The organism is Streptomyces sp. JK94 (genome assembly GCF_053613315.1).
This window is the reverse complement of sequence record NZ_JBSICH010000016.1, coordinates 70039-81698: the sequence shown is the minus strand read 5'-3', so window position 1 is coordinate 81698 and position 11660 is coordinate 70039. Positions and strand designations below refer to the sequence as shown.

Genomic DNA, 11660 nt, shown 5'->3' with positions numbered 1-11660 from the left:
AGGATGTACCCTCTGTCATGCCAGTCCAATTGGCGCCCGTACGGAGCTGGGGGAACGATGCAAGCCGAGAAGCGGCTGTCCACGGAGATCGACGCCAACGTGCCCACGGCCGCACGTATGTACGACTTCTACCTGGGCGGCAAGGACAACTACGCGGCCGACCGGGCGGCGGTCGGAGAGCTGGACAAGGTCGTCCCCAGCACCCGCCGGCTGGCGCTCAACAACCGGCGCTTCCTTCAGCGGGTGGTCAGGACTCTCGTGCAGGACTACGGCGTCCGTCAGTTCCTCGATCACGGCTCCGGTCTGCCCACGCAGGACAACGTGCACCAGATCGCCCAGCGCGTCGCCCCGGACTCCCGCGTCATCTACGTCGACAACGACCCGATGGTGCTCGTCCACGGCCGCGCGCTGCTGGACCAGAACGACCGGACCGCCGTCATACACGCCGACATGCGTGCGACGGAGGAGATATTCTCCCACCCCGACACCCGGCGTCTGCTCGACTTCTCGCAGCCGGTCGCGGTGCTGTTCAACTCGGTCTTCCACTGCATCCCGGACAGCGACACCGACGGCCCGACGGCGGTCGTCAAGCGCGTCACCGAGCGCCTGGCGCCCGGGAGCTACGCGGTGATGTGCCAGTTGGTCAGCGAGCAGGCCGAGGTGCGGGATTTCGTCACCGACTTCATGAACCGGGCCACGCAGGGGAACTGGGGCCGGGTCCGTGAGCCCAAGGACGTCGAGGCCTACTTCGAGGGCATGGAGATCCTGGAGCCGGGCCTGGTGGAGGTCTCCACCTGGCGTCCGGACACCGACGTCGTGCCCCGTCAGCTCACCGACGAGTGGATCGAGTTCGGCGGTCTGGGCCGCATCCGCTAGTGCGGGACGCACACACCGGCGGGCACGCGTTCGGGGCCGCACGCGTCGCGTGAGGCCCCTCGGTCCCGCTTCGCCGTCAGTTCTCCCGGTCCTCGGGGTAGCGCAGCGCCGCCGTCCGGCGCAGCAGCTCCCGTGACTCGCGCGGGGTCAGCGCCTCGTCGGCCAGGCGGTCCAGCGCGACCCGGTACTCCTCGGTCTCGTCGCGGTCCTCGATGAAGTTGGCGCTCTTGATGTGCTCCAGGTAGACCACGTCGGGCAGGTCGGCGCCACCGAAACGCAGATAGGTGACGGGGATCGCGGGCGCCGACGCGTTGGTCACGTCCAACGGCACGATCTGCAGCGTCACATGGGGCTGCTGGGCCATCGTGACCAGATGCGCGAGCTGTTCGCGCATGACGTCGCGGCTGCCCAGCACGCGCAGCAGCACGGACTCGTCGATGATCGCCCACAACTGCGGGGCGTCACCGCGGCCCAGCAGCTCCGCGCGGCGCATGCGCAATTCGACGCGCCGCCGCACCTCGGTGGCGGGCGCGTTCGGCAGCCCCCGCTCGACCACGGCCTGGGTGTACGCAGCCGTCTGGAGCAGGCCGGGGACGTACTGGATCTCGAAGGTCCGGATGGTGGTGGCGGCTTCCTGGAGGCCGACCAGGCGGTCGAACCACTCGGGCATGAGGCGCTTGTCGTACCGCTGCCACCACCCCGGTTCACCGGCGCGCTGCAGCAGCTTGAGCAGGATCGAGGCCTCGTAGGCGTCGGTGCCGTACCGCTCCAGCAGTGCGCGGACGTCGTGCTCGGCAGGGGGTTTGCGGCCCTTGCCCGACTCGATGCGCGAAAGCTTTGCCGGGCTGAACCCGAGAGCGCGGGCCGCCTGGTCCTGGGAGAGGCCGGCGTCCTCGCGGAAACCCGCCAGCTGGACACCGACCAGCATCTTCAGCAGGGTCGGGGCGGGCTCGGCCCCGTCCAGGTACGGTTCGAGACGGGAGATGCGATGCGGCGCGGCGGACATCCTGGCTCCCAGCAGACCGGCAGACTTGAGAAACCACACTATCGCATCCCGGTTATGCCCGGCGCATCAGCGTCTGGGAAATGGGTAGTTGGTCTCCGCTCGGCGGTGGTGCCCCCGTTCCGCCGGCCGCTTCCGACGCCCACTTCACAGCAGGTGGTCGAACTCGCCCTCCTTGGCCCCGGCCAGGAAGGCGGCCACCTCCGCGGAGGTGTAGACGAGTGCGGGACCGTCCGGGTCACGGGAGTTGCGCACCGCGATGCCTCCGTCCACGAGGGCGACCTCGACGCAGTTGCCCTCGGCGTTGCTGTGACGACTCTTCTTCCAGCAGGCGTCCAACGAGCTGGCCTGCACTCCGTTGCGCACTGGTGGCACCGCGGTCTCCTTGCCGTTCGGGGGAGCGGGCCGAGTCCCGTCGGTCCCCGTGCGCTCCCATCCGATTTTTTCGCGCAATTTCTCGTGCAATTGCACGCGAGCGCTGTCAGTGTGGATAATAGCCGGGACGTCAACCCCCCGGTTGGCGCCTTGTTCTGACGTAGCATCAGGGAGATGCCGTGTCGTCACCTGCGCATCCAACGCTCCGGTTGTCCGGTGAGTCCGTGCCGGAGGTGGACGCGGCGAGTCGGCTCGACGCACTCCCGTGCGTGGGACGACCGGCCGCCGGAAGCGACGAGTGGCCATTCCCCGCTCCGCACGCGCAACAAGCGCCGCGCCGCGGGCCCGCTTCCGCGGTGCTGCGCATCGCGTGCAGCGGGGAGGGCTTCGCCCGGGCCCGGTTCTTCACCCGGGACACGTTGAGCGACTGGTCCCTCGGCCGGTACGCCGACGACGCCGTCCTCGTGATCACCGAACTCGCCTCCAACGCCGTGTCGCACGCGGTGCCCTCCGTGACGGCCGGCGTACCGGAGGTCAGACTGGGGCTCGCCCTGGGCTCCGGACACCTCATGCTGACCGTCTCCGATCCCGGGGACAACGCACCCGTCCTCACCCCGTCCGGCGACTCCGCACTCCAGGAGCACGGACGCGGCCTGTGCATCGTCGACGCCCTCGCCGAGGAGTGGGGCTGGACCCCGAGGCCCCCGGCGGGCAAAACCGTCTGGGCCAAGCTGTCGACCCGCACCCCCACCTGACCCGACTGCCGCGGAAGGGCCCCACACCATGCGCAGCGCTCCGACCCCCGAGCCGAGCACCCAGCGCACCGACCGTCCGACACCGCCGTCCGGGTCGCCCCGGAACGCCCCCCTCGCCGGGCTGGACGGGGTGCCCTGGAGCGAGATCCAGGACTCCAGCGGTTCGGCCGCCGCCATTCCCGGGCTGCTGCACAAGGTTGCCTGGGGCGACGCCGACACCGCCCGCGCCGCCCTCGGCGATCTGCGGAAACGCATCTGCCAGTACGGCTTCGTCGTCGAACAGGCGACCGCCGCCACCGTGCCCTTCCTGTGGGAACTGGCGCAGTGGCCCCAGGTGAGCTGCCGTGCGCAGATCATCCAGCTGCTGAAGAACATCGCCGACGCCCGGCAGTGGGAGACCACGGCCACCGCCTACCCCAAGCTGCTCAACCACCGGGAGAACCCCGTGGCCTGGGAGCGGGCGGCGCGGCAGGCCGTCCGCGCCCGGCGGGACGAGCTGGGGCGGCTGCTGGCCGAAGGGGACAGCGAGATCAAGCGGGCCACCACCGAACTGGCCCGTACCCTCCGGGACTGAGGCCCCGCGCCCTCCGCGGGGGAGAGGGCGCGGAGCCTGTCTCCCTGCGACGTCCCGACGGCCGGGACGGTGTGGCGGGCGTCTGGCCGAAGGGGTAGGAAAGCGCGAGGAGTAAGCGCTTGCCCCACTCGGTCACCAGGAGGACCACGCCGATGGCGTCGCCGCACGAGAAGCCGCTCGACCACCGCTACCGGGGCGAACACCCGATACGCACGCTCGTCTACCTGTTCCGTGCCGACCGCCACCGCCTGGCCGGGGCGGTGGCGGTCTTCACCGTCAAGCACAGTCCGGTCTGGCTGCTGCCCCTCATCACCGCGTCCATCATCGACACGGTCGTCCAGCACGGCCCGATCGGCGACCTGTGGACCAGCACCGGGATCATCATGTTCATCCTGGTGGTCAACTACCCGCTGCACCTGCTCTACGTGCGCCTCCTGTACGGGAGCGTGCGCCGCATGGGCACCGCCCTGCGCTCCGCGCTGTGCACGCGGATGCAGCAGCTCTCCATCGGCTACCACTCGCGCGTCAGCGCCGGCGTCCTGCAGGCGAAGGTCGTGCGGGACGTGGAGACGGTGGAGCAGATGGTCCAACAGACCGCGGAGACGGGTCTCGGTGCGTTCACCGTTCTCACCGGCGGCCTCGTCATCATCGCCGTACGCACACCGGAGTTCCTGCCCGTCTTCCTCGTCGTGGTGCCCGCGGCCTCCCTCCTCGTGGCCCGGCTGCGCGCCCGGCTGCGATCCCACAACGAGCACTTCCGCCACGAGGTGGAGACGCTGTCGTCCCGGGTCACGGAGATGACCCGGCTGATCCCGGTCACCCGTGCCCACGGCCTGGAGGGCAAGGCACTGCGCCGCATGGACGGAACCCTGGAGCGCCTGCTGACCTCCGGAATGCGCCTGGACCTGGTCAACGGCCGTTTCGGCTCGCTGGCCTGGGTCGTGCTCAACGTGGTCGGCGTCCTGGTCCTCGCGGGCGCCGCGCTGATCTCGTACTACGGCGTCTGGGGCCTGACCGCCGGAGACGTCGTCATGCTCAGCGCCTTCCTGACCACCCTCACCAACTCCACGACAACGTTGGCAGGACTGGCCCCCGTCATCACCAAGGGGCTGGAGTCCGTCCGTTCGGTCGGCGAGGTGCTGCAGGCTCCCGAACTCGAGGACAACGAGGGCAAGACGGCACTCGTCTCCCTGCGCGGAGCCGTCGCGTTCGAGGAAGTCGGACATGCCTTCGAGGCCGGGGGCCGGCCCGCGGTGAGCGACTTCACGCTCACGGTGGAGCCCGGTGAGACCGTCGCCCTCGTCGGCGCGTCCGGCGCGGGCAAGTCCACCGTGCTCAACCTGGTCATCGGCTTCCTGCGGCCGACCTCGGGCCGACTGCTGCTCGACGGCGCCGACATGAGCACCCTGGACCTGCGCACCTACCGCCGGTTCGTCTCGGTGGTGCCGCAGGAGTCGATCCTGTTCGACGGCACGATCCGGGAGAACGTCGCCTACGGCATGGACGACGCCGACGAGGAGACGGTGCGCCGGGCCCTGCGCGACGCGAACGCGCTGGAGTTCGTCGACCGGCTGCCGCAGGGCCTCGGCACCCTGGTCGGGGAGCACGGCGCCCGGCTGTCCGGCGGGCAGCGCCAGCGGCTGGCCATCGCCCGCGCCCTGATCCGCGACCCCAGGGTGCTCATCCTGGACGAGGCCACCTCGGCGCTGGACACCCGCTCCGAAGCGCTGGTCCAGCAGGCGCTGGGCCGGTTGCTGCGCGGGCGCACCACGTTCGTCGTCGCGCACCGGCTGTCCACCGTGCGGGGCGCCGACCGGATCGTGGTGATGGAGGACGGGCGGATCCGGGAGACCGGTACCCACGAGGAACTGCTGAGCCGGGGAGGGGCGTACACGGCACTGCACGGCGGCCAGGTCGCCTGACCGTCCTCCGCCCCGCGGGACGCGAGGGGCCGGCCGGCCCGGCCCCCAGGACCCGGACGCCGCCGGCCGGCCCGGCGGCGGTTCGCGCGGTACGCGGCGAGGCGTGAGGGGCCCGGTGGGGTGAGGTGCCGTTCTGTTCCGGTTTCCACCAAGTCGGCGACGGCTCACGACAGGGGTCGGACAGGAAGCGGCAGGTTCTGGTCAATTGAGAGCAAGGGCGCGCAGGTTGTGAATGTTCCGACCCGGTTCGGGCATACGCAGCGAAAATCGAGAGAGGGGCGCTTCGTGCTCGAACCGGACCCGAGGGTCGTCAGGGAGTTGCTGACGCGGTACGCGTCGTTGCGGATCGCTCAGGCGGAGAGGGAGAAGCCGGCGACGGCGCGCGAACTGGCGGACGTCAGCTACACGCTGTGCGTGATGACGGCGACGACCAGCATCCACGACGCGGTGGCCAAGGCGGACGCACTGCTGCTCGCCAAGGGACGGACGGCGGACGCCGCCTGCGCGGCGGACCCGGACGAGGAGAACGGCCTGTCGCTGGCCGTGTGACACAGCCGCACCCGGGGCCCGCCTCGGGGATCGGGCCGTGAGCGCAGGGCTGATCCGCGAGGCGGGCCCTACACGCCCTCCGCCGGGGCGGCGGGCTTCCCGCGGAACGCCGCGCGATAGGCGTACGGAGTCGTCCCGACCACCCGGCGGAACCGCTCCCGCAAGGCCGTGGGGGAGCCGAACCCCGCCTGCCGCGCGATCCGTTCGACCGGGTGGTCGCCGTTCTCCAGCAGGTACTGGGCGCGCCGCACCCGCGCCCGCAGCAGCCACTGCAGCGGTGTCGTGCCGGTCTGCTCACGGAACCGCCGGCTGAGGGTGCGCTCGCTCAGGCCCGCCCGCGCCGCCATGGCCCCGAGGGTGACCTCCCCGGCCAGGTTGTCCTCGATCCACTCCAGCAGCGGCTCCAGCTCCGATCCCCGCGGCATCGGCGGATGCTCGTGCACGATGAACTGGGCCTGCCCGCCCTCCCGTTCCAGCGGTACGACGCACATCCGGGCGGCATGCGCGGCGACGGCCGACCCCAGGTCCCGGCGGATCATGTGCAGGCACATGTCCAGGCCGGCGGCGGCGCCCGCCGAGGTGAGGATCTGCCCGTTGTCGACGTAGAGCACGTCGGGCAGCACCTCCACGCGCGGATGGCGCCGGGCCAGCTCCGCCGCGGCGACCCAGTGGGTGGTGGCCCGCAGCCCGTCCAGCAGCCCCGCCTCGGCGAGGACGAACGCGCCCACGCACACCGACGCGATCCGCGTACCGGCGCCCGCCGCCCGCCGCAGCGCCTCGAGGACGCGCTCGGAGGGCGGGCCGGACTCCTCCGAGCGGCCCGGCACGATGATCGTGTCGGCGGACTCCAGCGCCTCCAGGCCCTGCTCGATGCGGAGGGCGAGCCCATCCGTGCGGACCTCGGGCGACTCCGCGCACAGACGGACGCGGTACGGTCTGCGCCCGTCGGGCAGCCGCGTCCAGTCGAACGTCTGCATGGGTGCCGCCATGTCGAACGGCACCACGCCGTCGAGGACCAGGATCGCAACGGAGTGCATGACCCACAGCCTAGGCGGGTTCCCGCCGGTCGCAGAAGCCCACGTCCAGCCGCTGAGCGCCCGGCAGCCCCTGGTGGGGGCGTTGGCGGAAATCCGTTGGAAGCTGTCGTTCCAGCCGCTGGGTGATCGCCCGCCGTTTTCCTAACGTGGCTCCCGGCGATGCCGAACGCCCCGCGCGACGGGGCGCGGCGCCGCACGCCGACCCTTGCCGTCCGGTCCCCGCATCGACCGACACAGCCCCCGGAGCCCCGACCGATGACCAAGATCCTGCTGTCCCTCCACGTCCTGGCCGCCATCGTCGCCGTCGGCCCCGTCACCGTCGCGGCCAGCATGTTCCCTCCGGCCGCCCGGCGGGTCGTGGTGGCCCTGCCCGGCGGGAGCGGTGTCCTGCCCGGCGGGAGCGAGGCCGCGGCCGGGAGCGGGGCCGGGGACGTGGGCACCGTCCGGCTGCTGCACCGCATCTGCCGCGTCTACGCGGGCCTCGGGGTCGCCGTGCCGGTCCTCGGCCTCGCCACCGGTGCGGCCATGGGTGTCCTGGGCGACGCGTGGCTCATCACGTCCATCGCCCTGACCGCGGCGGCCGCCGGCCTGCTGGTCGCGTTCGTTCTGCCCCGCCAGGAGGAGCTCCTGGAGCAGCTCACCGACCGGCAGCCCGTCGAGCGGGCCCGTACGGCCCGGCTCGCCATGTTCACCGGTGTGTTCAACCTGCTGTGGGCCACGGTGACGGTCCTCATGGTCGTCCGGCCCGGTTCCACCACCGGCGCCTGAGCCTTCGTCATCCCTTGGGGGGAATGCGCACGGCCGGGCCGGAGGACGCCTAGACTGCTCAGTCGCGCCTCCGTGCGGGGGCGGACGACACGAAAGGCACGTTGACGGGTGTTCCAGGATTCCCCCATCTACGACCGACTCGTCGCCGAACGCGGTGACGTCCCCGAGCAGGTGCGACGGGATGCCGAGCGCGTGAGCAGGGAGCTGGAGGTTGTCATGCGCCCCTTGCACTCACCCGGCCACCTGCCCGGCGCCGAACGGCAGGCGTCCCCCGGCGCCGGCTGGCAGCGCACCGCCCTGCTGCCCGGCCCGCGCCCGCACTGACGGGAGACGGGCCAGGAGCGCCCGTACCGAGGCGCGTGGACGCGTGACCTCACCCGACGGCCATCCAGCCCGGACCGCCGGGACCCTCCGGGTCCACCGGCTCATCCCGCGCGGGCCGAGCCAGCCACTCGGCGATGGTGCGGGCGATCGGCTGGCCGGTGTCCACCTCGACGAAGCCGAACTGCCCCGACTGGTTGCACTCCAGGAACCACCACGTCCCGTCGCCGTCCTCGGCGAAGTCGAGGGCCCCGTAGGTGAGCCCCGCCGCCCGCAGGTAGGCGCGGACCCCCTCGGCGACGCGCGGCGGCACCTCGGCCGGGCGCCACGGTTCGCGGGACGCCGAGAAACGGACGTCCACCTCTTCGGGGTCCGGACCCGCGAGGTTCTTCTTCCGGGCGGCCAGCAACGTGTCGCCCACGGCGGTGACGCGGACGTCGGCACGCTTGGCCACCCGCCGCTGCAGCAGCGTCGGGCCGTGCGCCACGGCGGAGAAGTCGGCCTCGGGCGGGACCCTGCTGGTCGGCACGGCCAGGGGCGGGTCCTGCGGATGGGCGCCCGAGACGGGCTTGACCACCAGATCCGGGTACCGCTCGGCGAACTCGCGCGCCGCCCGCGGAAACGTCGTGATCAGCGTCGCCGGCACGGGCAGCCCGCACCGCTGGGCCAGGCGCAGCTGCCAGGGCTTGTACCGGGCCCGATGGGCCGCGTCCGGCTGGTTCATCCAGCGCGCCCCGCAGTCGCGGAGCATGCCGTAGAGCGCCTGCCCGGCCTCCTCCGTCAGCCACGCGGAGGGCTCCGTCGCCCGGGTGGCCGCGCCGCCCGGCCTGCGCACCCATACGGACCGCAGCCCGCCGATGCTCACCAGCCGGTCCCCCGAGGACAGGTGTCCCCGGAAGGAGCCGTGCGCGAACTCGCCGGAGAGGGCCACGGAGTCGGTCAGATCGGCGGGGTCCAGCCGGACCACCGGCACTCCCGACGCGTTCAGGTGGACGACCACCATGTCCGCGGTGACGTCCTCTTCACAGGTCAGGATCAACACGGTCATTCTCGACGGCCCGTGTTCAGTCGTCGAAGTGGGTCTTCGACCCCGCGGTGGAGGTCGTCGTCCCCAGCTCTCTCAGCAGCGCGTGGTCACAGGCGGCCGCCCGTCCGTCCAAGAGCACGTTCAACTGCAGCCCGGAGTCGTAGACGTACGGAGTCTTGGCTTCCAACTCCACTGCGGGCCGTGCGTAGTTGAGCGCGAACGGTTGCATCGTCTCTCCCTAGTCGGTGCTGTGCCGATCAGGCGACGACCGCATCGCGCCGTCGCCTGGTCCGCCGACTTCCTTCGGCTTCCAGAGACTTATACGAATCGAACGGGTGATTGGTTTCCTTACGCTGCGTAGTCGCGGGGCGGAGTCGTCCCCCGCCGCCGGTCCCTGGCCCCCCGCCGCCCGCCGAGGGAGCCGCGCGCGGTGCGCAGGGCGAGAAGCAGTACGCCGACGTCGTCCAGGTAGACCGGATCGGGCACCAGGTCCGCCGGCAGCACCAAGTAGAGGACGGCGCCCCAGAAGACCCACCGCGGACCGGTGGGTAGCCCCGCCCGCCTGAGTTCCCGTCGGGTGCGCACCAGCCGCACCAGGACGCCGACCGCCACCGCGAGGACGGCCGCCGCGAGCAGTGCCGCCGTGATGATCACCACTGTGGTCGTGTCCACCCCGCCCCTCCTCCTGATGCGCGGCGCGCGCCTTGCCTCCCGGATTCCCGCTCGGGGCGGCGGCAAGTCTCCCGGGGCGGGTCTCTCATCCCTGTGGCCCACTCCGGTGGCACGGCGCCGAGGACGTGCTTAGTAATGGTCACCACACAGCGCGTGTCGCATGTCGGGGACGCAGGGCGGCCGCAACCCCCACCACACGGAGAGATCATGACCACCGGCTCTTCATCACCCCGTTCGCCCGAGTACGCCATATCCGCCGTGGACCTGCCCACCGGGGAGACGACCACGGCCACCGGCACGCACCTCGTGCGTCCGCCGGGCACGCCGGCCGAGGCCGACGCGCCAACCCCCCACGCCTCGTCCGCCCGTTCACCCGTCTCCCACGAGCCCCTCTCCTACGACCCCGTCTTCCGGGACCCGGGGCCGCGGGACTCCGGCCCGCGGGACCCCGCCCCGGGCCCGGCCCGCCACGAGCCCGCGCCCCGGGAGCCGGCGCCCCGGGAAGCCGCGTCCGCCCCGCGGGAGCCGTCCTTCGAGGATCCCTTCGCCCCGGACCCCGCCGCCCGCGGTGACGTGACCCACGACGGCGCGGCCCACGACGGCGTGGCGCACGAGTACGGCGATCCCGTGGGCGACCTGGTGCGCGCCGCCGTGGCCGACCGGCCGCTGGAGGAGGTCGTCGACCTGATCACGATGCTGGAGCGGTCTCCCCAGTACGCGCAGGCCACGATCGACGCGCTCCGCGCGGTCGGCGTGAACCGTTCCGTCGAGGACGTGACCCGGCTGGTCGGCCTGCTGACCCGGCCGCCGCGCCACTCGGACAGCGCGGACGAGGCGATCCGGGCCGCGGCCGAGTGCCGTTCGGTGGAGGACGTGACCCGGCTGATGGAGATGCTGCACCGCACGCCCCTCGAACCGCACTGCGGGCAGGAGGCCGTGCGGGCCGCCGCCACCGGCCGGCCCGTGGAGGAACTGGTCCAGCTGATCGGCCGACTGGCCGAGGACGGACGGGTGCGCCCCGACCGCCCCGACGCCCGGCGTCTGCGGGCGGCTCTGGACGGGGCCGGACAGGACGGTGAACCGGAGCCCGGCGCCCGCCCGGCGGGACTGGCCGGCGCGTTCGCCGCGGCGGACCGCCGCGGCCGGGAACGCCGGAAGGCACCGCGCCGGGCCCGTCCGGGACGCGCCGACGAAGCACGGCGCGCACCGCGCCGGGGCGACCGCGAGGGGGAGCGCGCACCGCGCGAGCGCGACCGTGCCGCGCGCCGGTCCGCCCGGGGTCCCGCCTGGCCGGCCTGGCTCACCGTCGCCGTGCTCGCCGGGTGTGGCGTGGCCCACTTCCCGCTGCACCAGAACGACGCCTCCGTCCGCGTCTACGGCGTCGCCCTCGGCCTGTCGGCACTCTGCCTGGTGCTGGCCCTGCTGCTGACCCTCCGGCCCGCCGTGCCGCTGCTCGTCGCGGCGGTCGTGGTACCGGCGGCGCTGGCCGCGGCCAGGCTCTACGGCAGCGTGACCCCCTCGTCGCGGGTCGCGAGAGCCGTGGATCTCACGCTGGCACCGACCTGGATCGCCGCCGGGGCCGCCGTACTGGCGTCACTGGTGGCCCTGACGGCGCTGTGCGCCCGGGTGGTCTCGCAGGTGCCCGCCAAGCGCTGGGCCGCCCCGCAGAGGGCCGGTGCGAGCCGCGCCGCGGACTGACCACCGTCCTCCCACGCACACCACGGCCCGCGCCGGGACACCCCGGCGCGGGCCTCGTGCACCCCGACGCGCGTCCTGCGTCC

At 72.6% G+C, this 11660-nt stretch carries 14 protein-coding genes; 8 read left to right on the top strand and 6 right to left on the bottom strand.

Translation table 11 applies throughout. The annotated features are described in order from the left end of the window. Positions 1-57: 57 nt before the first annotated feature. Positions 58-876: an SAM-dependent methyltransferase gene (locus ACVV2G_RS16190; RefSeq protein WP_453843386.1), complete on the top strand. Its 819-nt coding sequence runs from the start codon at positions 58-60 to the stop codon at positions 874-876. Positions 877-952: 76 nt separating this feature from the next. On the opposite strand, the gene ACVV2G_RS16185 is transcribed toward ACVV2G_RS16190, so the two are convergent. Together ACVV2G_RS16185 and ACVV2G_RS16180 are read right to left on the bottom strand one after the other, a co-directional pair. Further along, positions 953-1882: a helix-turn-helix domain-containing protein gene (locus ACVV2G_RS16185; RefSeq protein ID WP_453843385.1), complete on the bottom strand. Its 930-nt coding sequence runs from the start codon at positions 1880-1882 to the stop codon at positions 953-955. Positions 1883-2026: 144 nt separating this feature from the next. Continuing rightward, positions 2027-2254, bottom strand: a complete 228-nt coding sequence (locus tag ACVV2G_RS16180) for a DUF397 domain-containing protein (protein ID WP_453843384.1) — start codon at positions 2252-2254, stop codon at positions 2027-2029. Positions 2255-2610: 356 nt separating this feature from the next. On the opposite strand from ACVV2G_RS16180, the gene ACVV2G_RS16175 reads away from it, so the two are divergent. The 4 genes from ACVV2G_RS16175 (at position 2611) to ACVV2G_RS16160 (ending at position 6054) form a co-directional block, all read left to right on the top strand. Next, positions 2611-3009: an ATP-binding protein gene (locus tag ACVV2G_RS16175; protein WP_453843383.1), complete on the top strand. Its 399-nt coding sequence runs from the start codon at positions 2611-2613 to the stop codon at positions 3007-3009. Positions 3010-3037: 28 nt separating this feature from the next. Next, positions 3038-3583: a hypothetical protein gene (locus ACVV2G_RS16170; RefSeq protein ID WP_453843382.1), complete on the top strand. Its 546-nt coding sequence runs from the start codon at positions 3038-3040 to the stop codon at positions 3581-3583. 152 nt (positions 3584-3735) lie between these two features. Beyond that, positions 3736-5505, top strand: coding sequence for an ABC transporter ATP-binding protein (locus ACVV2G_RS16165; RefSeq protein ID WP_453843381.1), 1770 nt, complete (start codon positions 3736-3738; stop codon positions 5503-5505). Between the two features lie 285 nt (positions 5506-5790). Then, on the top strand, positions 5791-6054 hold the full coding sequence (locus ACVV2G_RS16160) for a DUF5133 domain-containing protein (protein ID WP_453843380.1): 264 nt from the start codon (positions 5791-5793) through the stop codon (positions 6052-6054). A 68-nt stretch (positions 6055-6122) separates the two neighbouring features. On the opposite strand, the gene ACVV2G_RS16155 is transcribed toward ACVV2G_RS16160, so the two are convergent. Beyond that, the gene (locus ACVV2G_RS16155) at positions 6123-7091 is read right to left on the bottom strand and encodes a GlxA family transcriptional regulator (RefSeq protein ID WP_453843379.1); all 969 of its coding nucleotides are present in this window, start codon (positions 7089-7091) and stop codon (positions 6123-6125) included. 255 nt (positions 7092-7346) lie between these two features. Between ACVV2G_RS16155 and ACVV2G_RS16150 the strand changes: the two genes are divergently transcribed. Both ACVV2G_RS16150 and ACVV2G_RS16145 read left to right on the top strand, forming a co-directional pair. Next, a complete protein-coding gene (locus ACVV2G_RS16150; RefSeq protein ID WP_453843378.1) occupies positions 7347-7859 on the top strand; it encodes a hypothetical protein in 513 nt (170 codons plus the stop codon). Positions 7860-7967: 108 nt separating this feature from the next. Continuing rightward, positions 7968-8183 (top strand): hypothetical protein, encoded by a 216-nt coding sequence (locus ACVV2G_RS16145; protein ID WP_453843377.1) that lies wholly within the window; start codon positions 7968-7970, stop codon positions 8181-8183. 49 nt (positions 8184-8232) lie between these two features. Here the strand turns inward: ACVV2G_RS16145 and tgmB are convergent, their stop codons facing one another. From tgmB to ACVV2G_RS16130, 3 genes are all read right to left on the bottom strand, one after another. After that, the gene (gene tgmB / locus ACVV2G_RS16140) at positions 8233-9228 is read right to left on the bottom strand and encodes an ATP-grasp ribosomal peptide maturase (protein ID WP_453843376.1); all 996 of its coding nucleotides are present in this window, start codon (positions 9226-9228) and stop codon (positions 8233-8235) included. Positions 9229-9244: 16 nt separating this feature from the next. Beyond that, the gene (tgmA, locus tag ACVV2G_RS16135) at positions 9245-9436 is read right to left on the bottom strand and encodes a putative ATP-grasp-modified RiPP (protein ID WP_453843375.1); all 192 of its coding nucleotides are present in this window, start codon (positions 9434-9436) and stop codon (positions 9245-9247) included. Positions 9437-9555: 119 nt separating this feature from the next. Beyond that, positions 9556-9879, bottom strand: coding sequence for a YkvA family protein (locus ACVV2G_RS16130; RefSeq protein WP_453843374.1), 324 nt, complete (start codon positions 9877-9879; stop codon positions 9556-9558). 207 nt (positions 9880-10086) lie between these two features. On the opposite strand from ACVV2G_RS16130, the gene ACVV2G_RS16125 reads away from it, so the two are divergent. Continuing rightward, entirely contained in the window at positions 10087-11577 is a 1491-nt protein-coding gene (locus ACVV2G_RS16125) for a hypothetical protein (protein WP_453843373.1), read from the top strand. The last annotated feature ends 83 nt before the right edge of the window (positions 11578-11660 follow it).

Bases quoted from the DNA above. Each gene is read 5' to 3' on its own strand.
- ACVV2G_RS16190 (WP_453843386.1), top strand. From the start codon at position 58: ATGCAAGCCGAGAAGCGGCTGTCCACGGAGATCGACGCCAACGTGCCC.
- ACVV2G_RS16185 (WP_453843385.1), bottom strand. From the start codon at position 1,882: ATGTCCGCCGCGCCGCATCGCATCTCCCGTCTCGAACCGTACCTGGAC.
- ACVV2G_RS16170 (WP_453843382.1), top strand. From the start codon at position 3,038: ATGCGCAGCGCTCCGACCCCCGAGCCGAGCACCCAGCGCACCGACCGT.
- ACVV2G_RS16165 (WP_453843381.1), top strand. From the start codon at position 3,736: ATGGCGTCGCCGCACGAGAAGCCGCTCGACCACCGCTACCGGGGCGAA.
- ACVV2G_RS16155 (WP_453843379.1), bottom strand. From the start codon at position 7,091: ATGCACTCCGTTGCGATCCTGGTCCTCGACGGCGTGGTGCCGTTCGAC.
- ACVV2G_RS16150 (WP_453843378.1), top strand. From the start codon at position 7,347: ATGACCAAGATCCTGCTGTCCCTCCACGTCCTGGCCGCCATCGTCGCC.
- tgmB (WP_453843376.1), bottom strand. From the start codon at position 9,228: ATGACCGTGTTGATCCTGACCTGTGAAGAGGACGTCACCGCGGACATG.
- tgmA (WP_453843375.1), bottom strand. From the start codon at position 9,436: ATGCAACCGTTCGCGCTCAACTACGCACGGCCCGCAGTGGAGTTGGAA.
- ACVV2G_RS16125 (WP_453843373.1), top strand. From the start codon at position 10,087: ATGACCACCGGCTCTTCATCACCCCGTTCGCCCGAGTACGCCATATCC.